Annotated in this window: 19 protein-coding genes and 1 pseudogene; 11 read left to right on the top strand and 9 right to left on the bottom strand. The window is 71.6% G+C overall.

What is annotated here, in order from left to right; genetic code table 11:
• Positions 1 to 97: 97 nt before the first annotated feature.
• Complete coding sequence (gene nuoF, locus BGP03_RS32740) at positions 98 to 1,372, top strand: NADH-quinone oxidoreductase subunit NuoF (RefSeq protein WP_298798079.1); 1,275 nt, start codon at positions 98 to 100, stop codon at positions 1,370 to 1,372.
• On the opposite strand, the gene BGP03_RS32745 is transcribed toward nuoF, so the two are convergent.
• Positions 1,350 to 1,658: a hypothetical protein gene (locus BGP03_RS32745; protein WP_298798081.1), complete on the bottom strand. Its 309-nt coding sequence runs from the start codon at positions 1,656 to 1,658 to the stop codon at positions 1,350 to 1,352. The genes nuoF and BGP03_RS32745 overlap by 23 nt on opposite strands.
• Positions 1,659 to 2,765: 1,107 nt before the next feature.
• Here BGP03_RS32745 and BGP03_RS32750 point away from each other — a divergent pair.
• On the top strand, positions 2,766 to 3,224 hold the full coding sequence (locus tag BGP03_RS32750) for a GreA/GreB family elongation factor (RefSeq protein WP_296366523.1): 459 nt from the start codon (positions 2,766 to 2,768) through the stop codon (positions 3,222 to 3,224).
• Positions 3,225 to 4,097: 873 nt separating this feature from the next.
• Here the strand turns inward: BGP03_RS32750 and BGP03_RS32755 are convergent.
• The gene (locus tag BGP03_RS32755; RefSeq protein ID WP_298798084.1) at positions 4,098 to 4,553 is read right to left on the bottom strand and encodes a helix-turn-helix domain-containing protein; all 456 of its coding nucleotides are present in this window, start codon (positions 4,551 to 4,553) and stop codon (positions 4,098 to 4,100) included.
• A 122-nt stretch (positions 4,554 to 4,675) separates the two neighbouring features.
• Between BGP03_RS32755 and BGP03_RS32760 the strand changes: the two genes are divergently transcribed.
• The 5 genes and pseudogenes from BGP03_RS32760 to BGP03_RS32780 form a co-directional block, all read left to right on the top strand.
• Positions 4,676 to 4,954, top strand: coding sequence for a DUF3040 domain-containing protein (locus BGP03_RS32760; protein WP_296366525.1), 279 nt, complete (start codon positions 4,676 to 4,678; stop codon positions 4,952 to 4,954).
• 85 nt (positions 4,955 to 5,039) lie between these two features.
• Positions 5,040 to 6,005, top strand: a complete 966-nt coding sequence (locus tag BGP03_RS32765; RefSeq protein ID WP_296366526.1) for a slipin family protein — start codon at positions 5,040 to 5,042, stop codon at positions 6,003 to 6,005.
• The gene (locus BGP03_RS32770) at positions 6,002 to 6,949 is read left to right on the top strand and encodes a universal stress protein (RefSeq protein ID WP_296366527.1); all 948 of its coding nucleotides are present in this window, start codon (positions 6,002 to 6,004) and stop codon (positions 6,947 to 6,949) included. Before BGP03_RS32765 ends, BGP03_RS32770 begins: the two co-directional genes overlap by 4 nt.
• A gap of 142 nt (positions 6,950 to 7,091) precedes the next feature.
• Complete coding sequence (locus BGP03_RS32775) at positions 7,092 to 8,381, top strand: helix-turn-helix domain-containing protein (protein WP_298798087.1); 1,290 nt, start codon at positions 7,092 to 7,094, stop codon at positions 8,379 to 8,381.
• Positions 8,382 to 8,603: 222 nt separating this feature from the next.
• Positions 8,604 to 8,708, top strand: a pseudogene (locus tag BGP03_RS32780) (ATP-binding protein); the annotation flags it as partial.
• Positions 8,709 to 8,779: 71 nt separating this feature from the next.
• On the opposite strand, the gene BGP03_RS32785 reads toward BGP03_RS32780, so the two are convergent.
• From BGP03_RS32785 to BGP03_RS32795, 3 genes are all read right to left on the bottom strand, one after another.
• Positions 8,780 to 9,199: a universal stress protein gene (locus BGP03_RS32785; protein WP_296366534.1), complete on the bottom strand. Its 420-nt coding sequence runs from the start codon at positions 9,197 to 9,199 to the stop codon at positions 8,780 to 8,782.
• Positions 9,200 to 9,240: 41 nt separating this feature from the next.
• On the bottom strand, positions 9,241 to 9,378 hold the full coding sequence (locus tag BGP03_RS32790; protein ID WP_296366536.1) for an NAD(P)(+) transhydrogenase (Re/Si-specific) subunit beta: 138 nt from the start codon (positions 9,376 to 9,378) through the stop codon (positions 9,241 to 9,243).
• A 311-nt stretch (positions 9,379 to 9,689) separates the two neighbouring features.
• A complete protein-coding gene (locus BGP03_RS32795) occupies positions 9,690 to 10,382 on the bottom strand; it encodes a BON domain-containing protein (protein WP_298798089.1) in 693 nt (230 codons plus the stop codon).
• A gap of 240 nt (positions 10,383 to 10,622) precedes the next feature.
• Between BGP03_RS32795 and BGP03_RS32800 the strand changes: the two genes are divergently transcribed.
• Both BGP03_RS32800 and BGP03_RS32805 read left to right on the top strand, forming a co-directional pair.
• Positions 10,623 to 11,153, top strand: a complete 531-nt coding sequence (locus BGP03_RS32800) for a gluconokinase (RefSeq protein ID WP_298798091.1) — start codon at positions 10,623 to 10,625, stop codon at positions 11,151 to 11,153.
• Complete coding sequence (locus BGP03_RS32805) at positions 11,150 to 12,601, top strand: gluconate:H+ symporter (protein ID WP_296366542.1); 1,452 nt, start codon at positions 11,150 to 11,152, stop codon at positions 12,599 to 12,601. Before BGP03_RS32800 ends, BGP03_RS32805 begins: the two co-directional genes overlap by 4 nt.
• Positions 12,602 to 12,620: 19 nt before the next feature.
• Here the strand turns inward: BGP03_RS32805 and mgtA are convergent, their stop codons facing one another.
• From mgtA to BGP03_RS32830, 4 genes are read right to left on the bottom strand one after another with little or no spacing between them, the layout of a single operon-like run.
• Positions 12,621 to 15,254 (bottom strand): magnesium-translocating P-type ATPase, encoded by a 2,634-nt coding sequence (gene mgtA, locus BGP03_RS32810; protein WP_299738644.1) that lies wholly within the window; start codon positions 15,252 to 15,254, stop codon positions 12,621 to 12,623.
• A 20-nt stretch (positions 15,255 to 15,274) separates the two neighbouring features.
• Positions 15,275 to 16,960 (bottom strand): zinc-binding alcohol dehydrogenase family protein, encoded by a 1,686-nt coding sequence (locus tag BGP03_RS36155; protein WP_363094931.1) that lies wholly within the window; start codon positions 16,958 to 16,960, stop codon positions 15,275 to 15,277.
• Entirely contained in the window at positions 16,957 to 17,610 is a 654-nt protein-coding gene (locus BGP03_RS32825) for a hypothetical protein (protein WP_298798095.1), read from the bottom strand. Before BGP03_RS32825 ends, BGP03_RS36155 begins: the two co-directional genes overlap by 4 nt.
• Entirely contained in the window at positions 17,607 to 17,918 is a 312-nt protein-coding gene (locus tag BGP03_RS32830; protein ID WP_298798097.1) for a WhiB family transcriptional regulator, read from the bottom strand. Before BGP03_RS32830 ends, BGP03_RS32825 begins: the two co-directional genes overlap by 4 nt.
• Positions 17,919 to 18,563: 645 nt before the next feature.
• Between BGP03_RS32830 and BGP03_RS32835 the strand changes: the two genes are divergently transcribed.
• Both BGP03_RS32835 and BGP03_RS32840 read left to right on the top strand, forming a co-directional pair.
• Positions 18,564 to 18,848, top strand: a complete 285-nt coding sequence (locus BGP03_RS32835; protein ID WP_296366552.1) for a WhiB family transcriptional regulator — start codon at positions 18,564 to 18,566, stop codon at positions 18,846 to 18,848.
• Positions 18,746 to 19,120, top strand: coding sequence for an ANTAR domain-containing protein (locus BGP03_RS32840; protein WP_298798100.1), 375 nt, complete (start codon positions 18,746 to 18,748; stop codon positions 19,118 to 19,120). The genes BGP03_RS32835 and BGP03_RS32840 overlap by 103 nt, the downstream gene beginning before the upstream one ends.
• The last annotated feature ends 222 nt before the right edge of the window (positions 19,121 to 19,342 follow it).

Here is a 19,342-nt window from a genome sequence, read left to right on the forward strand (position 1 = left end):
CACCGGAGCACATCGTGATCATCGGAAGGGCGCGCCCGCGCCGTCCCACCCGGAGATCGCAGCCGCTCGTCGTGTCTGATCGTCCGGACAACGGTCGATGACCCCGGATCCGCTCACCCCGGTGCTCACCCGGCGCTGGGCCTCGCCGCGCTCCTGGTCGATCGAAGCCTACGAGCAGCTGCAGGGCTACCAGGCGCTGCGCCAAGCGCTGACCGCCCACCCCGACCAGCTCATCGAGCTGATCAAGGACTCCGGGTTGCGCGGCCGCGGCGGCGCCGGGTTCCCGACAGGCATGAAGTGGGCCTTCATTCCCCAAGGCGCCGCCGGTGCTGGGGCGAAGCCCAAGTACCTGGTGGTCAACGCCGACGAGAGCGAACCGGGCACCTGCAAGGACATCCCGCAGATGCTGGCCGACCCTCATTCCTTGATCGAAGGTTCGATCATTGCCAGCTACGCGATTCGCGCCAACTTCTGTGCGATCTACGTCCGCGGTGAAGCGCTGCACTGCATCCGCCGAGTGCGCCACGCGGTGGCGCAGGCCTACACGGCAGGCTACCTCGGCCGCGACATCCTCGGGTCCGGATTCGACCTCGACATCGTCGTACACGCCGGCGCCGGCGCCTACATCTGCGGCGAGGAGACCGCGCTGCTCAACTCGCTCGAGGGCCGCAGCGGGGCGCCCCGGCTCAAGCCCCCGTTCCCCGCCACATCGGGCCTCTACGCGGCACCGACCGTGGTCAACAACGTGGAGACGATCGCCAGCGTGCCCGCGATCGTGCTGGGCGGTGCGGAATGGTTCCGCAGCATGGGGACCGAGCGGAGCCCCGGACCGAAGATCTACTCCATGTCCGGGCACGTCGAGCGCCCCGGCCAGTACGAGGCCCCGCTCGGTACCACGCTACGAGAACTGCTGGAGCTCGCAGGCGGGATGAAGGACGGCGTCCCGCTGAAGTTCTGGACACCCGGAGGCTCGTCGACACCGCTGTTCACCGCGGAACACCTCGACGTCCCACTGGACTTCGAAGGCGCTACCGCCGCCGGCTCGATGCTCGGCACCACCGCACTGATGATCTTCAACGAGACGGTGAGCGTCCCATGGGCGGTGATGAAATGGACCGAGTTCTATAAGCACGAGTCCTGCGGCAAGTGCACTCCGTGCCGCGAGGGCACCTATTGGCTGGAGCTGATCCTGCAGCGGATGGTTGCCGGGAACGGCACCGAGACCGACATCGAGACGCTGCTCGATGTCTGCGACAACATCCTCGGTCGCGCGTTCTGTGCGCTCGGTGACGGCGCGACAAGCCCGATCACCAGCGCTGTCAAGTACTTCCGCGACGAGTTCCTGGCCCTCATCGTCGAGAAGCCAGCTTGAGGTCGTGCCCGCGCGATCGACGGGCCCAGGCCGGGTCCGATCGATGGGCACACGCGATCGCGGCAGCACAGCGATGCCGACATCCCGTGATCCGAGCACCGAACGGGTTCTCGGTCATGCCGCGGGGCCGGAGCCGGATGCCGTCGAGCGGGGCCGCCGCGTCGTAGAGGCGGCCGATCCGCACCTGCGTCGGGTGTGACGGTGGTGGTGGCGAGTTCAGCGCGGACGCGAGGCGACTGCCTTCGTTCTCCCAGACCAGCTCGGCGGCTACCACCTCATCGCCCACCACGACACACCTCGCTCCGCTGGCTGCGGCGGCCCCGTGAGATCGGCCCGAAGCGACCGACCGGGGCTCGGGCGGATCATCGATTTCGTGGTGTGCGCGGCGGCGATGTCGACGACGTCACGACCCCTGCCGATCCTCGTCCTGATGACACCACGGCACCGCGGTCACGAAGGCCAGCGCCGCGAACAACAACGAGGCCGACCTGGTCAGGCCGTAGACCCACCGGACCGAGTACCTCGAATCGTGCGGCCCGACCACGCGCCTCCTCACCCGGCTCCACGACCGGATCACCGATCACGCGGCGCCCTGCCGCCGCCCCGCCGGGCTGAGCGCCGGCGGAGCGGGTCACCGGCCGCCTCGCCCGGGACTCGACCGTAAGCCTCTTCGGCGCCGCCGGGCGGCCAACCTTGCCCCGCCCGCATTGCCGACATCCGGCAACCGGCGGCCCTCCTCGGCGTTCGGCAGGCGCGCCGGATCGTCAGGCCGGCCGCCCGTCGACCCCGGCGGTGTCCGCCCGTCACCGACCGGCCAGAGCCTCGAACGCCGGCGTCGGCGACCACCTCGTGAACACATGTTGCCGGGCGTCGGCAAGAAGGAGCAGCACATCTCGGCCGACGCCGGCCGATGTTGCCGAGGGTGTGACAAGGCAGGCTCGGGGTGTGGCCAGGCGCGGCACGCCGCTGCGCATCCGGCCCGCGGCCGCTGCTTCTACCGCCGGCCACCCCTGTCGCCGGCCACCCAGCGGCACCCTTGGGCCCACGTTTCACCGCATTCCGCCGGTCAGGAGGCAACCTATGACGACGCATCCGTCGGCTCTGCCTGATCAGGCCGACGCCGGTGTCTGCCGCTCGGCGGCCGCGCTGCTGCGTTCGGCCCCACCACCCAGGTCGCGCCGACAACGAGCTGACGCGGCGCCTGGATGGGCTCCGAGCCCCGTGAGCCCGGAACTGGAGGCCGACGGCGGCTCCGTACCCGCCGGGGTGCGCCACGCTGCGGTGCAGCTCCCCGTCCGCATCGAGCTGCGCTCCGTCCGGCTCGGAAGGGCGGGATGAGATCCACCGCCCCCTCTCGCGTATCACCCCGAACCCGCACGACAGGAGAACACCGATGCCAACAGACGCTCCAGACACCTGGCTGTCCGGGGAGACCCACGACCGCGCCCGCATCGAGCTCGCGCTCCTGCTCGTGCGGCGCAACACCGGCTCGCACCAAGGGAACCACGACCTCGAGCGACGCCCGGCCAGGATCCGGAAGCTGCAGGAGCTCCTTCGCACCGCGGCCGCCGGGCGCGAGCCACCCGATGACGGCATCGCCGAACCCGGCATGGTCCTGACCGTGCGCTACGAGGCCGATGATCTTACCGAGACCTTCCTGATGGCCGACCACGAGGACGCCACCTCCGGCCTCCTGCCGGTCTGCTCGTCGCGATCACCCCTGGGCGCGGCGCTGTGTGGCGCCGCCCCGGGGCAACAACGCGCCTACCCACTCCCCGGAGGCGACACCATGACCGTCACGATGGTGGCCGCGGTCCCCTACCGGAACTGGCGACGGCCGCGCCGCACATGACGCCATCGTCGACGCCGGCCCGATCCGGGTGGCGGCACGAAGCCCCCGCGGCAATGCAGCGTCCTCCGGCGATGCCCCGCGCAAGCCGCCCCCACCGCACCGCCGCACGCCGAAGCAGGGACCGGCCGACGGGCCGCACGCTCACCGCTGCCGCTTCACCGACATGGAGTTCTCGATGACTCGATCACATGACCGGATCGCCACGCACCGCCTCGACCTCACCCCGCGGTTGTCCTCGCTGCGGCGCGCCCTGCACGTTCAGCGCGACTTCCGGATCGAGCAACTGGCTCAGCTCGAGGCAGCCCGGCTCGGGGCAGTCCAGCGGAAGGGGGCGCAGCGGGAGGTGGCGCAGTCGATTCCTCGACCAACGGCGACCGACCCGAGCCGCACGGACGCCGAATCAGCCGCGCGGGCCCTCCTGGAGGTCGAGGAGATCGTGACCGCCGGCGCTCGGCGGGCGTTGGCCGACATCGAGTTGTCCCTGCGCAGGATGGAGACCGGCGTCTACGGCGAGTGCCACATGTGCGGCGAGGCCATCGATATCGGGGTGCTCACCGCGGTGCCCATGACCACGACGTGTCTCGCATGCCTACGCCACGACGGGGACACCACACGGGTGCCCGACCGCGCGGCCACCGACGTGCGCCCGACCGACTCCGACCGACCACGCGGCCTACCAGCGCCGTGTCCCCGGGCATCGTCGACACGGTGCGGGCATGCGAACCGCAGGCAGAGCGCGTCCCGCATGCCCTGTCCAGGAGGGAGGTTGTCCTGGGTACCGTCCACGATGCGGGCCCGCCCGGCCGGGCGGGCACCCCCGTCCCGCCGCGCAGTTGCTCCTCGGGTGGACCAAGCCGGCCTGTCCGGGTCGCCTCATGGCGCCGAAGACGATTCGCTCCAGTCGTCGTGCCATCTGGGGAGAGTCAGGGCCAGGTCCATGCGACGGAGCTCATCGCGGTGCAGCGCGCTGAGCCGAGCGAGGATCTGATCGCCGTCCTCGGTCAGCAGCACCCGTACCGCGCGCGCATCGCCCGGATGGGCGGCCCGTTGGACCAGGCCCTGCTTCTGGGCCCGGTTGACCAGTTCGACCACGCTGTGGTGGCGCAACTGCAGCCGCTCGGCCAGTTCCCGCACCGTCGCCCACTCCCGCTCCGGGAACCCCTTCAGCGCGAGAAGCAGCTGGTACTGCTGCGGGGTGAGGCCCTGGCCGCGCACCGTCTCCTCACTGAAGCGAAGGTAACGACGGATCCCGAAGCGGAACCGGGCCAACGCCTCGAAATCCTGCTTCGTCAGAGGTACCGCATCCGCCTGCCCGTCCGCCGCACTCATATGCGACATGACACCACGTCACCCGGAGCGGCGCCGCTTCCCAGCTATATCGTTCTACGATAGACTTGCCGTTGTCCGGCATCGAGATGTCCGGTCGGAGAACCGTCTCGAGGAGGTGGGTCGTGCTCAGCGATCACGATCGGAAGACACTGGACGAGGTCGAGCGCCACTGCATGGCCGAGGACCCCGCCTTCGCCCGCTCCTTCCAGGAACGCCAGACGCGACTGTCGCGCCGGCCCCACCAGACCGGCGCCGCCGTTGCGATCGCCGTCGCGGCCCTGCTCACCACGCTGATGCTGATCGTCGGGTCGCTGGCGGGCGCGCTGGCGTTCGCCACCGTGACCGGGCTCATCTGGATGGCGTGGCGCCACTCCATTGAGACCAGCCGACAGTCGCCATGAGCTGGCCACGCCGGAGAGCCGGATACGACGTCGATCGCCGAGGATCGCCGACCGACCCCACCCGCACCGAGCGCCGGAGGGCGAAATGATCATCCTGTATGTCCTGGTCGTCGTGCTGGCGTTGGGCCTGATCGCGGCCGGGGCCAGTGTCCGGGTCGTGCAGCAGTTCGAACGGGGCGTTGTCCTGCGGTTCGGACAGGTACGCACCGAGACCCGCGGGCCCGGCCTGGCGTTGATCGCGCCGATCATGGATCGCCTGCACAAGGTCAACATGCAGATCGTCACGATGCCGGTCCCGGCGCAGGACGGCATCACCCGTGACAACGTCACCGTCCGCGTCGACGCGGTCGTCTACTTCCGGGTCGTCGATCCGGTGAAGGTCGTCGTCGACGTGCAGAACTACATCCACGCCATCGGCCAGGTCGCGCAGGCGTCGCTGCGCTCCATCATCGGCAAGAGCGACCTCGACGACCTGCTGTCCAACCGCGAACACCTCAACCAAGGCCTCGAACTCATGATCGACAGCCCCGCCCTGGGCTGGGGCGTGCACATCGACCGCGTCGAAATCAAGGACGTAGCCCTACCCGAATCGATGAAACGCTCCATGTCCCGGCAAGCCGAGGCCGAACGCGAACGGCGCTCCCGCGTCATTACCGCCGACGGTGAACTGCAGGCCTCCACCAAACTCGCCCAGGCCGCCGAGGTGATGGCCGAACACCCCGCCGCGCTGCAACTACGGCTGCTGCAGACCGTGGTCGAGGTGGCCGCGGAGAAGAACTCCACCCTGGTGCTGCCCTTCCCCGTCGAGCTCCTCCGCTTCCTCGAACGTGCCACACCCGCCGACACGGCAGGGGCCCCGACCACGACTTCGGCACGGACCCACACGGTCGAGACGGCCGCGGACGCATACGCCGTTGCGCCGAACGGACCCGTCACGAGCGCACAGCCCGGCGATGAGAGCGGCGAGTCCGCTGCAGACGAGCAGCGAAGCGTGGCGGCTGGCACCCCGTCGATGGAGACAGCGGCGGCCGCCGCGGCCGCCGGCAGATGAGCCGCCGGGACGAGCAGGAGGTCGTCGTCGTGGGCGTCGACGACAGCACCGCGGGCGATGCGGTGGACTGGGCGGCCGCCGAGGCCGCGACCCGCGGCGCGCAGCTGCGGATCGTGCACGCTTTCCGGCCACCGCTGCCCGCGGACCCCTACGGGTTCGTCGCCCAGGTCGATGACTTCCTCCCGGTGCGTGCCGCGTCCGAGCTGCTGGTGCGGGACGCGGTGGCCCGGGCGCGGTCGGTGGCCTCCGACATCGCCGTGTCGACCCGGCTGACGCGGGGGTCCCCAGTACGCGGGCTGCTCGGTGAAGCCCAGGGTGCCCGGCTGCTGGTCGTCGGTAGTCACGGTCGATCGGGGCTGCGCGGCCTGCTGGCCGGGTCGGTGTCCGTCCATGTCGCCACGCACGCGGCCTGTCCCGTCGTCGTCATCCGCCCGACCGACGGCACCTGCGACACCGGGTCGGCGCCCCGCTCGGTCGCCCGCGTCGTCGTGGGCGTGGACCGGACGCCGTCCTGCGTGCCCGCCATCGGGTTCGCCTTCCGGGCGGCCTGGCAACGCGGGATCCCCCTCGTCGCGGTGCACGCCTGGACCCCGGACCCGCCGGCCGACTTCGAGGGCGTCTCCGCTCGCCCGTCGGTGGCCGAGAACTCTGCACGCAGAGCGGTGGAGAAGGCACTCGCCCGGTGGCGCGAGGAATACCCCGCCGTACCGGTCGCCACCAGGCTCGTGTGCGGCGACCCGATCCAGACCTTGATCGGCGAGTCGCGCGGCGCCGCTCTCCTTGTCGTCGGATCGCGCGGCCGAGGGCATATCCTGGGCACGGTCCTGCGCTCGGTCAGCCAGACCGTCCTGAACCACGCCCGCTGCCCGATCGCGGTCGTCCACCACGGCTGCGCAGCGGAAGCGCAGCCGCCCACCAAGGCGCACCACGGGATCGGCTCGTGAGCGTGTCCACCCCGCCGAAGCACCCGAGTCTGCACGCGATCGATCCGACCGTCACGGCCCGGGAGCGGATGTCGGGAAATCGGCGCCCCCTCCCGGCGGACCCGTTACCACAGCGACCCGATGCCAGCAGCAGAACGGAGCTGTGAACGTGCCACACAGCAGCAATCAGCTACCCGCACGCGCCGACCCGCAGGACATGGACCTCGCCTGGCTCAACGAGGTGGCCGAGGCCGCCAGCCGGGACGCCGGCGCCCCGGTGGAGCTGCTCGGCGACTACCTGCTGCTACTGGCCGACGCCGCCACGTCCGGCCGTGAGCCGCATCCCGCCGAGCTCGAGGCCGTGGGCCAGCTCGGCAAGAGGGCCGCCGAGCTGGGCGTGTCCGCGGGCACCGCGGTGCAGCTCTACCTCTCAGCCGCCCGCCGACTCTGGCAACAGCTCCCCGTGGTGATCCGCTCCCGCGACAACGAAGCCGTGCGGATCGCCGCGGCCGCTGTTCTGCGCGCGGTCGACGACGCCGTCGCAAGCCTGGCCGAGGGACACACCGAAGCCCGCCGCCAGGCTGTCCGCTGGGAAGAGACGCTGCGCCACGAGTTCATCGAGGACCTGCTGCGCGGCGACGGCGACGTGGGCAGGCTCGTGGAACGGGCAGAGCCGTTCGGACTGGACATGGCCCGCCCTCACCAGGTCGCGCTCGCCGAGCCGACCGGCCGCCTCGACGAGGCCACCGCGGCGATCAGCTCGCTCGAACACGCCGTCGTACACCGGGTCGGCGACCGTGACGTCCTGGTCGCCACCAAGGACGGCTTGATCGTCGTCGTCGCGCCCCTCGACACCGACCTGCCCGGACCACGAGGCGCACGCAACACCCTCGGCGGTCTGATGCTCGCCGCGCTCAGCCGCTCCGCCCGCGGTCGGCCCTGGCGGGTCACCGTCGGACGGCCCTACCCCGGCTCCTACGGGATCGCCCGCTCCTACGAGGAGGCTCGCGAAGGACTCACCATGGCAGTCCGGTTACACCTCGACACCCCGCTGATCCACGCCGAGCAGCTGCTGATCTACCGGGTGCTGCTGCGTGATCAGCCCGCGATCACCGACCTCGTCCAGTCCGTCCTCGGCGAGCTGGTCCACGCCCGCGGTGGCGCCGAACCGCTCCTGGCCACCCTGGACACCTACTTCGCCACTGGCAGCATCACCACCGAGACCGCGCGCCGCCTGCACCTGTCCGTCCGCGCGGTCACCTACCGCCTCGACCGAATCAAGACCCTCACCGGACACGACCCCACCGACCCCGCACAGCGCTTCGCCATCAACGCGGCCGTGCTCGGCGCGAAGCTCCTCGGCTGGCCCGAACAAGACCTACCCGGGCAGAGAGTGCGATCAGCCCGCGCGCAAGGACCGCCTGAGCGCATCCCATCACCCGCCCACCCGTGAGCCGGCGTCAAACGCCCAACTGTCTCGAGTGGCGGCGACGACCGCGACGAGCCCGAGCGCGTTGGCCAGGGACGTCTTGCCGTATCCCCGGGCGGTATTGCCCGCGCGACCCAGCACAGTTGGCCCGCGGGCGCTGCAGAACGTGAGCGCGGCGATATCCACGATCAGGTGCGCGGCGCTGCGCAAGCACCCTGGCCAGCGCGGCCTGCAGGAAGGCACAGCTCTACCAGCAACTGCGCGCTGGTCACCCATCTGGCCAGCTGTCGCTACCTCGACTCGGCCACCAACGTCCTGCTCACCGGCCCGCCCGGCACCGGCAAGACCCACCGTCGGATGGTCGACGCAGCCGCAGCTCAAGGGCCTCACGGCCTCGGCGACGTGAGGCCGTTGCAGAGGCCCTAGCGGACGATCGTGACCGGGCACGGCGCGTGCTGGGCGCACTGCTGGCTGACCGATCCGAGCAGGAGCCCGGCGAAGCCGCCGTGGCCCCGGGAGCCGACGACGAGCATGTCGGCCCCGCGGGCCTGCTCGACCAGTATCCGCGCGGGCGGACCGTTGGCCACCACCCGCTCGATGGTCGCGGCACCGTCCGCCTCGGCCTTGTCCACCGCCGCGTCCAGTGCGGCCCGGGTACTCTCCTCGACCCCTGTCGGATCGACCATCGGCCCCCACGCCCCTGCGGTGTAGGCCAGCGTCTCGACATCCCAGGTCATGACGGCGCGCACGACGGCGCCGCGCAGCCGCGCCTCCTCCACGGCGAACCGCAGGGCGTCCTGCGCGCCGTCCGAACCGTCGACTCCCACGACAACCGTGGCCATGTGCTGCTCCTCGTTCGTAGTCTGTACTGCGGGATGTGCGGTCACACGTAGGAGTGCAGGCCGGCCAGCAGCGCGCCCAGCTCCGCCTTGGCGTCGCCGAACAGCATCGCCGTCTTCGGGTCGGTGTAGAGCTCGTTGTCGACACCCGCGTAACCGTGGCCGAGCGACCGCTTGACCACGATGACGCTCGCGGCCTTGGATGAGGGTCAGCACGGCGGGGTGGACGACCGCGCTGTCGCGGGTGACGAGGACGACCGTGGTGATCGGGTCTGTGGCGTCGAGTAGCACATGCCCGTCGTGGACGAGGTCTCGTAGCGCGGGGCGACCTCGACGATGCTGCCGGGCCGGCCGGATGGGATGGACTGCATGTCATTCCCTTTCACGGCAAGTGACTCAGCGCCGACTCAACGCCCGATCGGACCCGCGGAGCAGGGGTTGAACGTCCCGCATGCGGGGGCCGTCGGTGGCCGCGACGCTGAAGCCACCGCGCTCAGTACTCGATCTCCAGACCGTCGCTGACGCCGTACTCGATCAGCAGACGGTTGGAGACCTCAGTGACGCCGGCTGCGGCCCAGCAGGCCTCCTCGGCGTCCTGGGACTCGGCCCAGGACCGCACCGTCCCCTCGAGGGTGACCAGCCCGCCGGCGGCGGTGGTCACGGTGACGTCCCGGCTGTCGATCCGGGCGTGGCGCACGAACGCGGCCGTGATCGCCGCCTCCACCCCGGATGCCATCGCGACCGGCCGGATCCTGACGAGGTTGAGCACCCCGGTGACGCCCCTGGTGCGGTGGACGGTGCGTTCCGCGGCCACCCACTGGTGGCGCGAGTCCACCCCGCCGGACAGGGTCACGACGTGGTCGTGCACCGAGGCCTGCACGGACTCCGGCACATCGACCGCACGCCTGAGCGCCTCGCCGGCCTCCCGGGCGATGTCGCTGTCGTTGGTACCGCCGGTGACGCGCACCGTGATCTCCTGCGCGATCGCGGTGACGCCGTGCACGCGCTGCACGGCGTTGGCCGCGAGCAGCTTCTCCGGGTAGGTGGCGACCTCGCCCGACAGCGTCACGGCTCCCCCGTCGACGCTCACACCGATGTGGGTGCTGTCGACACCCGGGGTCCATTCCAGCTCCTGGACGACGGCGCTCTTCAGGTCCGCGTCCGGTCCGCTCGGTGTCGAGGTCATCGTCCGACCCTCTCCGCGGAACGGGCCGGGCGACAGTGCTGAAGGTCCCCGGATCCGTCGTGACCCGCCTGCCCGCCCTGCGTGGAGGCCGTGAAGGGCCCAATGGCCTTACCTGGCGGGCCCGGAGGCCCTCGGGAGCGACCGGCCACGGGTCTAAGGTGCGTGTGATCTCACCGGCTCCTGACCTCGGTCGGCTCCCACGTCCCTGGACGGGACGTCGCGGGCGACGAGGAGCGGGCGATGAGTGCACGGGTGCTGGTGGTCATGGGCGTGTCAGGATGCGGGAAGTCGACGGTCGCGGCCCTGCTGGCCGGTCGTGAGGGCTGGGCCTTCGAGGAGGGCGACTCCCTGCATCCGCAGTCCAACGTCGAGAAGATGCGCGCCGGACATCCCCTCACCGACACCGACCGCGAGCCGTGGCTCGCGAAGGTGGCCGCCTGGCTCGAGGGGCAACTCGACGCGGGCCGCAACGGCGTCATCACCTGCTCCGCCCTCAAGCGCTCCTACCGCGACGTCCTCGACCGTCGCCACCGCGGCGTCGTCTTCGTGTACCTCGCGGGCGACCAGACGACCATCGCCGCCCGGCTCGCGGTGCGCCACGGCCACTTCATGCCCCCCGGCCTCCTGCAGAGCCAGTTCGACAGCCTCGAGGAACCCACGTCCGACGAGCCCGTCATCCGGGTGGACATCGGCCCCGCCCCCGAGGTGATCGTCCAGCACATCGTCGATCAGCTGGATCCGGCACCGAGCACCGACGGAGCACCTTCATGAGCGGCAACTCACTCGACACCGTCACCGACCAGATGCACCAGCCATGGGCCGCGCACGACACCCAGGTGCTCGTCGTCGCCGCCGTCGGCATCGCACTGGTCGTGGTGCTGATCGTCTGGGTGAAGCTGCACGCCTTCCTCGCCCTGACGATCAGCTCGCTGCTGGTGGGCATCTTCTCCGGGATCAGCCTCACGACGGTCACGACCTCGTTCGAGACCGGCGTCGGCGGGGTGCTCGGCTACGTCGGGGTGCTCATCGCACTGGGAGCCATGCTCGGCAAGCTGCTCGGCGACTCCGGCGGCGCGGACCGGATCGTCGACACACTGCTGCGCGGCCGACCGGCCACGCTGCCGTGGAAGATGGCCCTGATCGCGGTGATCATCGGCATCCCGATGTTCTTCGAGGTCGGCCTCGTGCTGCTGGTGCCGGTCGTCATGCTCGCGGTGCGGCGCTCCGGCGGGCGCGCCATGCTGCTCGGGATCCCCGCACTGGCCGGGCTGTCGGTGCTGCACGGGTTCATCCCGCCCCACCCCGGTCCCGTCGCGGCGATCGGGATCCTGCACGCCGACATCGGCATCACGCTCGCGCTCGGTCTGGTCGTCGCCCTCCCGACCGTCGCGGTGTGCGGGCCGCTGTTCGGCCGCCTCGCCGCACGGTGGGTGCCCATCGGCGCGGCCGGCGCCGCGCTCGCCTTCGCCGGACCGGCCCCCGCGGAACCGACCGGTGGATCCGGCCCGGGAGCGCAGGCCGCCGGAGCCACACCGGACGCGCCGGCACGCCGCGTCCCGGCCTTCGGATGGACGCTGGCCACGGTGCTGTCCCCGGTGGTGCTCATGCTCGCGCGGGCGGCCGCCGACCTGTGGATCGCGCCGGGCACCCCCGCCTACATGGTGCTCGGGTTCGTCGGCGACCCCGTGGTCGCGCTGCTCATCGCCGTGCTCCTGGCCATGATCACGTTCGGCACCGCCGTCGGCTTCACCGCCGCGGCGCTGCAGAAGAGCATCGGAGCCAGCCTGCTCCCGATCGTCGGGGTCCTGCTGATCGTCGGCGCCGGTGGCGGCTTCAAGCAGGTGCTCGTCGACGGGGGCACGGGCACGGCCGTCGGCAAGATCGCCGTGGCGGCCAGCCTCTCGGCCCTGGTGCTCGGCTGGATGGTCGCGGTCCTGATCCGGGTGGCGACCGGGTCGGCGACGGTGGCCACCGTGACTGCGGCCGGCATCGTCGCACCGCTCGCGGCGGGCCTCCCACCGGCCCAACTGGCCCTCGTTGTGCTCGCGGTGGGCGCCGGCTCGCTGTTCTTCTCCCACGTCAACGACGCCGGCTTCTGGCTGGTCAAGGAGTACTTCGGGATGACCGTGTGGGAGACGATCAAGACCTGGTCGGTGATGGAGACCCTGATCTCGGTGATGGGTCTCGGGCTGACGGTGCTGCTCTCGACCGTCGTGTAGGCACTCGTTGCCGACGTCGTCAGGCGCTGACGCTGAACCGTGCGGCCCGCCGGTCCACGCGGTGCCGGTGGCCCCGGCGGCGCACGAACGGCAGGTGCCCGTCCGGTTCGGCGAAGAAGAGGCGCTTCGCCAGCTCGATCAGCACCAGGTAGGCGACGACCATGCCGACCAGGGCGAGGAAGAACCCCAGCGGCAGCGGCGCGAAACCCAGCACTCCCGCCAGCGGCGACAGCGGCAGGGCGACCCCGGCCGCGACCGTGGCCAGAGCGGCGACAAGCAGCGGCGTGCTCGGGCGGCTGCGCGTGAAGGGGCTGCGCCGGGTTCGGATCGCGAAGATCACCAGCGTCTGGGTGGCGAGGGACTCGGCGAACCAGCCGGCCCGGAACAGGTCCGGTCCGGCGTGGAAGACGCCGAGCATCAGGGCGAAGGTGAGGAAGTCGAACACGCTGCTGATCGGGCCGAAGAACACCATGAAGCGGCGGATGAAGCCGAGGTCCCAGTGTGACGGGGCACGCAGTTGCTCCTCGTCCACCCGGTCGGTCGGGATGGTGAGCTGCCCGGCGTCGTAGAGCAGGTTGTTGAGCAGGATCTGGCCGGGCAGCATCGGCAGGAACGGCAGCACCGCCGAGGCGGCCGCGGCGCTGAACATGTTCCCGAAGTTGCTGCTGGTGCCCATCAGCACGTACTTGATCGTGTTGGCGAAGATCCGCCGGCCCTCGCTGACGCCGTCGGCGAGCACCCCGAGGTCCTTCTCGAGCAGGACGACATCGGCGGCGTCCTTCGCGACGTCGGTGGCCGAGTCCACGCTGATCCCGATGTCCGCCGCGTGCAGGGCCAGCGCGTCGTTGACGCCGTCACCGAGGAACCCGATCGCCCGCCCGCTGTGGCGCAGCAACCTCACCAGCCGGGCCTTCTGTTCGGGACTGACGCGGGCGAAGATCGTCGTCACCGCCGCTGCGGCGATGAGCGCGTCGTCGTCCATCGGGTCGATCTCGGCGCCGGTGAGGGTGCCACCGGTGTCGAGCCCGAGGTCGGCGCAGACCTTCTCCGCGACCAGCGGGTTGTCGCCGGTGCAGACCTTGACGGTGATCCCGAGCGCCGCGAGACGACGCAGGGAGGCTGCGGCGGCCGTCTTGGGGCGGTCGAGGAAGACGAGGAACCCGGCGAGGGTCAGGTCCCGCTCGTCAGCGGGGGTCGGGACGGTCAGCCCCGCCGCCGCACGGGTGGCGACGGCCACCACCCGGCTGCCGTCGGCGAACTGCGCGGCCAGGGTGGCCGCGGCGGCGGGCGGGACGTCCACGCACCGGCCGAGGACCGCCTCGGGTGCCCCCTTGACCACCAGCCGTGCGTCACCGCCGGGCCCGGTCACCACGGCCGAGGTCATGCGTCGCTCGTGGTCGAAGGGCAACAGGCCGCTCCGGGTGTAGCCCGCGGTGGCGCCGCCCGCGGCCGGCGTGCTCCACAGGGCCGCGTCCAGCGGGTTCCCGCCGACGGCGTCGGCGGGGAACCCGGCGACCGCCGGATCGGTCTCGGTCGAGAGCAGGCCGAGCTGCAGGACGCCCGACGAGGAGGCGCCGGTGGGGTCGAGGGCGGCGGTGAAGGTGATCCGGCCCTCGGTCAGGGTGCCGGTCTTGTCGGTGACGAGGACGTCCATGTCGCCGAGGTCCTCGATGCACACCAGGCGCTTGACCAGCACCTTCCGCTGCGCGAGCTTCCGGGAACCGGTGGCGAGCCCGGTGCTCACCACGGCCGGCAGCAGTTGCGGGGTGATCCCGACCGCGATGGCCAGGGAGAACAGGATCGACTCGATCAGGGGCCGCTGGAGCACCAGGTTCGCGACCAGGATGAGACCGGTCAGCGCGACGGCGACCTGCAGCAGGAGCACGGAGAACCGCCGCAGCCCGGTCTGGAAGTCGGTCTCGAGCTGGCGCTCCCCCAGGCCGACCGCGATCCGCCCGAACTCCGCGTCCGCGCCGGTCGCCACGACCACACCGGTACCGCTGCCGGCGTGCACGACGGTGCCCATGAACGCGCACGAGCTCAGGTCCCCCAGCGCCGATCCGGCCGCAACGGGCCCGATCGCCTTGCCCGCCGGGAGCGACTCACCGGTGAGCACGCTCTCGTCGCACTCCAGACCGGTGACCGATAGCAGCCGCAGGTCCGCCGGGACGACCTCGCCGAGTCGGAGCCGCACGACGTCGCCGGGGACCAGCTCCGTTACGTCGACCTCGTTCGGGTGTGCGCTCCGCACGACCACGGCCCGGTGCGTGACCCGCGAGTGCAGCGCATCGGTGGCGCGCGCGGCCCGGTACTCGTTGACGAACCCCAACCCGACGCTGGCCACGAGGATGACGCCGATGACCACGGTGTCGGTGCGCTGGCCCAGGAAGAACGAGACGGTCGCGGTCACCGCGAGCAGGATCAGCACCGGGCTGCGCAACTGCCGCCCCAGGATCCGCCAGGGTTGCGGATGGTGGGTGCGTACCGCGTTGGGGCCCTGCACTGCCAGCCGACGTCCGGCTTCCTCGGCACCCAGTCCGGCGGCCCTGCTGTCGAGCCGCACCAGGACGTCGTCGGCCGGGAGGGCCGCGGCCTCCACCACCGCGACGCCCAGGGCGGCGGATCCGCCGCGGGAACCATCCGGCCGGGGCACCCGCGCCCGGGTACCGGCTGTCACGGCTCGGGGGGCCCGACGAGTACCGCCGCACCGTCGAAACGGCCGGCCTTGAGGTCCTGCAGCGCCTGCTGGGCGCCCGCGAGCGGGTAGCGGTGCCTCGTGGGCCGCAGGCCGTACCGGGCGGCGAGGTCGAGGAACTCGACGCCGTCACGACGGGTGTTGGCGGTGACGCTGCGGATCTCCTTCTCGTAGAACAGCTCGTGCTCGTAGTCCAGCGGCGGCGTGTCGGTCACGTGGACCGTGGCCCCCTGGGCCAGCGTGAGCTGGGCGCAGAGGTGGGCGCTGCCCCCGAAGCCGTAGAGCCCGAGCCGCCCACCCGTGGGCAGCCCGGCCCGCACCAGCGCGCGGTAGCCGATGATCCCGGCGCACAGCAGCACCGCCATACCCGGGTCCGCGAAGGCCGCGGGCAGGCGGTAGGCGAACGCGGCGGGGACGGTGACGTACTCGGCGTAGTCACCGTCGGCGTCCCAGCCGTTGTACTGCGAGGACGGGCACAGGTTCTCCGCGCCGCGCAGGCAGTAGACGCACGTGCCGCAGGTCCGGCGCAGCCAGGCCATCCCGACCAGGTCACCGGGTGCGAAGGCCGCGACGTCGGTCCCGAGGCCGACGACGTCGCCGACGACCTCGTGGCCCGGCGTCACGTGCGCCCGGTGAACGGGCAGGTCGCCCTCGCTCACGTGCAGGTCGGTCCGGCAGACGCCGCACGCCCACACGCGCAGGAGCAGCTCGTCGGGCCCCGGCCGCGGGACCGGCCTGCGCCCGTAGACCAACGGACCGGTCTCGATCGGGCCCGGCTCGCCGACCGTCCAGGCGTTCATCCCGGCCGGGATCCCGGGCGTCATGCCGGCACCGGCCGCGTGTCGGCCGGCTGCCGTCGCAGCGACTGCAGATCGGCGTGTGCGGGCGCGGTGGTGGCGAGGAAGTCGGCCAGCACCCGGGCGAACCGCAGCGGCTGCTCGGTGTGCGGGACGTGCCCGGCGTCGTCGAAGACCTCGAGCCGGCTGCCCGGCAGCAGGCCGTGCGGTGTGCGCGACCGGGATGATCGCGTCGCGGGCTCCGCCGACGAGCAGCACCGGTATCTCGCGCAGCAGGTAGAGCCGCTCGGTGCCGTCGAGCCGCTGGCCCGACCAGTTCAGGGTCCCCCGCACGGTCTGCGCGAACGCGCCCCGGGCCCCGTGGTCGGCGAAGGAGGTGAAGGCGCCCATCAGGCCGTCGAGCTCCGACACGGACACCGCCGGCACCAGCGGGAGGAGCAGCCGGGTGAGCCGCACCAGCTCGGGGAACTGGTAGGCGAACTGCATCGCGACACCGCCACCGAACGAGTGCCCGACGATCGTCGCCCCGTCCAGGCCGAGTGTGACGAGCAGGTCCCGCAGCCCCGCCGCGTAGGCGCCCAACGAGTAGTCGCCCGACGGGGATTTCGCCGAGCGGCTGTGCCCGAGCAGGTCGGGCGCGATCACGTGGGCGTGGGCGCCCAGCAGCTCCACGGTCCGCGTCCAGGTCGCGGAGCTGCTGGCCAGGCCGTGCAGCAACGCCACAACCGGCCCGCCGCGCTCCGCACCCGCCTCCAGGAACGTGACCTCCCGGCCGTGCAGCCGGATCGTCCGGCGCAGCACCGCGACCGGCAGAGGCCGCTCGACCGGGGCGCCCCGGAGCGGGCGGTGGTCCGTGTCGGCGCTCATCGGTCGCTGCTCAGGTAGCGGCCCGGATCGCTCGCGGCCCTCGCCCCGGTGTCGATCCAGCGACCGAACCCCGCGTGGTCACGACTCTCCAGTTCGTCGAGCAGCTCCCGGCGCCGGCTCACGACCTCGGCGTGTCCGGGGCCGTACGGCGTCGCGATGAGGACCAGATAGCTGCGCCGCCACGCCAGGCACAGCTCGGCGACCGACAGATCCGCAGCGGCGACACGGGGTCCGGGCTCCGCCCCGCCGGCCGCCGGTTCCTGCCCGATCTGCTCGTCCCGGACCGCCGTCACCGGCCGGACAGGGCGCCGGATCCGGCACCACAGCCATGGCCCGATCGCGAGGGCCAGCACGATGATCACCGGACCGCTCACGGTGCCGAGCACGAGCACCATCCCCGTGACCACGGCGCAGACCCCGACCGTGGCCAGTCCGGCGAGCACGACCGAGTCGCACAGCACGGGCGTCGGGACAGATCGGCCTGCTCCCCGTTCCAGATTCCGCAGATGTACCCCGCCTCCGAGGATCGCACCGAGCACGACCGAACACAGCAACTGCGACGGCGCCACGACCAGACCGATCACACCGACCGCGACCAGCACCAGAGCGGCCGCCGCGGCCGCGGCCCGCGTAACGCTGCGCCGCTTCACGATCGCCTGCCCGGGGCCGGGACGCGTGGCACGTTCGGCCGTCGTGACCTCACCGCTCCCACGCGCAGAGCACGGCGCTGCTCCTCGTCCAGCCCGCCCCAGACCCCGACGTCCTCGCCTGCGGACAGCGCCCAGTTCAGGCAGGATCCGCTCACCGGGCAGCGGGAGCACACCGTCATGGCCTCCTCGATCTGGGCACGCGCCGGGCCGCTGACCCCGATCGGGAAGAACAACTCCGGATCCTCCTCACGACACCCGGCGCGGTGTCGCCAGTCGTCGATGGCCGGCTCCTGCCGGGTGAACGACATCAGAGGTGCACGCGGTGTCGGCAGACAGCGAGCGCAGCGACCCGACGAACGAGGATCTCGCCGGCCGGTGGCGGGCTGGACGGGGTCTCGCACGGGCACCACGCGGCCAGCAGGCCGGGTCCCCTGGTGATGGGCGCCAGCAGTGTCTGTGTCGCTGCGTCGGGCGCTGTTCGTCCTGACATGGCCGTGTCCTCAGTGTCGATCTGTCACACGGCGTTCTCGCCGCGCGCCGTCACCGGGGGTCAGGGGCAACGCTTCAGCCTTCCGCCGAACCCGGGTGACGCGCTGCACGGGACCGCCATCGCCTCGACGATGCGACCCGGCGGCCGCGACCACCCGTTTCGTCTCCGGCGACCACCAGCATCAGCCGGGTGGCTGACGACGAGCAGAGGCGAAGGACCCCCGGTCGGTGCCAACTGATCCCCGGGGGAGGTGACGTATAGGTCCGGTGCGAACTGCGGTCCGCGTCTACGGTGAGCGAGCCTGGGACGTCAACGGTCCCAGCCTTTACGCCCCGGCCCCCGGTGTATCGCCTCTGCGATCACCTGGATGGCCCCCATGTCGTTCCCGATCCTGTCGTCATGGCGAAGGCGTCACCTGCGGTTGATCGGATCCTCCGAACCCCTCGTGAAGGTGGTGCCCGACGTGGCCGACACCCGCAGGCTTCCCGCACCGGTCACCGAACTGTGGGACTGGCAGACGCGAGGCGCATGCCGCGACCTCGACAGCTCGATGTTCTTCCATCCCGAGCACGAGCGTGGTGGCGCGCGTGCCGCGCGCGAGGACCGCGCGAAGCAGGTGTGTCTCGGCTGTCCGGTGATCGGACAGTGCCGCAACCACGCACTGAGGGTGCGCGAGCCCTACGGTGTCTGGGGCGCACTGACCGAGGCCGAACGCCTCACGCTGCTCCGCGACCGGTCCGATGCCTGAGCACGATCAGCCATCGGGAGAGGCACACAACGATCGGCCAGGCGATCGGCATCGTCATCGAGCGACAGCACTGCAGTCCCGACGAGGCCTTCGCGGTGCTACGCGCGTCGTCCCAGCGTCACAACGTCAAGCTGCGGGTCGCGGCCACCGAGCTGGTGGCCTCCACCAGCAGGCGAGGCGACGTCCGAGAACCGCAACTCGATGGGCGGACTGGTCTGCATCCGGCTCGCCGCCCGGATGCCCGAGCTGGTGGCGGCGCTCGTACTGCTTGACCCAGCCCTCCCGGCCCCGCCCCGCGTTCTGCGCCCGCTGCCCCGGGCCCAGTACTCGACGTCGGTAGGAGACCCCACCGGTGCGCGGGTTCAGTTCGCGGCCGGGAGGGGTGTCGTGCCGTTGGTGGCCGGTGCCTGCATCGGGTAGGCGACGGGAGCCGGGCCCGGCTGCTCCGCCGCGGCGGCCGCCTCCCGGGCCAGGAACGACCCCAGCTCACCGAT

It is taken from the genome of Pseudonocardia sp. 73-21 (assembly GCF_001899645.1).
Classification (GTDB): domain Bacteria; phylum Actinomycetota; class Actinomycetes; order Mycobacteriales; family Pseudonocardiaceae; genus Pseudonocardia.

Coding starts and splice junctions, on each gene's coding strand:
- nuoF (WP_298798079.1), top strand. CDS start 98: ATGACCCCGGATCCGCTCACCCCGGTGCTCACCCGGCGCTGGGCCTCG.
- BGP03_RS32750 (WP_296366523.1), top strand. CDS start 2,766: ATGCCAACAGACGCTCCAGACACCTGGCTGTCCGGGGAGACCCACGAC.
- BGP03_RS32755 (WP_298798084.1), bottom strand. CDS start 4,553: ATGAGTGCGGCGGACGGGCAGGCGGATGCGGTACCTCTGACGAAGCAG.
- BGP03_RS32765 (WP_296366526.1), top strand. CDS start 5,040: ATGATCATCCTGTATGTCCTGGTCGTCGTGCTGGCGTTGGGCCTGATC.
- BGP03_RS32770 (WP_296366527.1), top strand. CDS start 6,002: ATGAGCCGCCGGGACGAGCAGGAGGTCGTCGTCGTGGGCGTCGACGAC.
- BGP03_RS32785 (WP_296366534.1), bottom strand. CDS start 9,199: ATGGCCACGGTTGTCGTGGGAGTCGACGGTTCGGACGGCGCGCAGGAC.
- BGP03_RS32795 (WP_298798089.1), bottom strand. CDS start 10,382: ATGACCTCGACACCGAGCGGACCGGACGCGGACCTGAAGAGCGCCGTC.
- BGP03_RS32800 (WP_298798091.1), top strand. CDS start 10,623: ATGAGTGCACGGGTGCTGGTGGTCATGGGCGTGTCAGGATGCGGGAAG.
- BGP03_RS32805 (WP_296366542.1), top strand. CDS start 11,150: ATGAGCGGCAACTCACTCGACACCGTCACCGACCAGATGCACCAGCCA.
- BGP03_RS36155 (WP_363094931.1), bottom strand. CDS start 16,960: ATGAGCGCCGACACGGACCACCGCCCGCTCCGGGGCGCCCCGGTCGAG.
- BGP03_RS32830 (WP_298798097.1), bottom strand. CDS start 17,918: ATGTCGTTCACCCGGCAGGAGCCGGCCATCGACGACTGGCGACACCGC.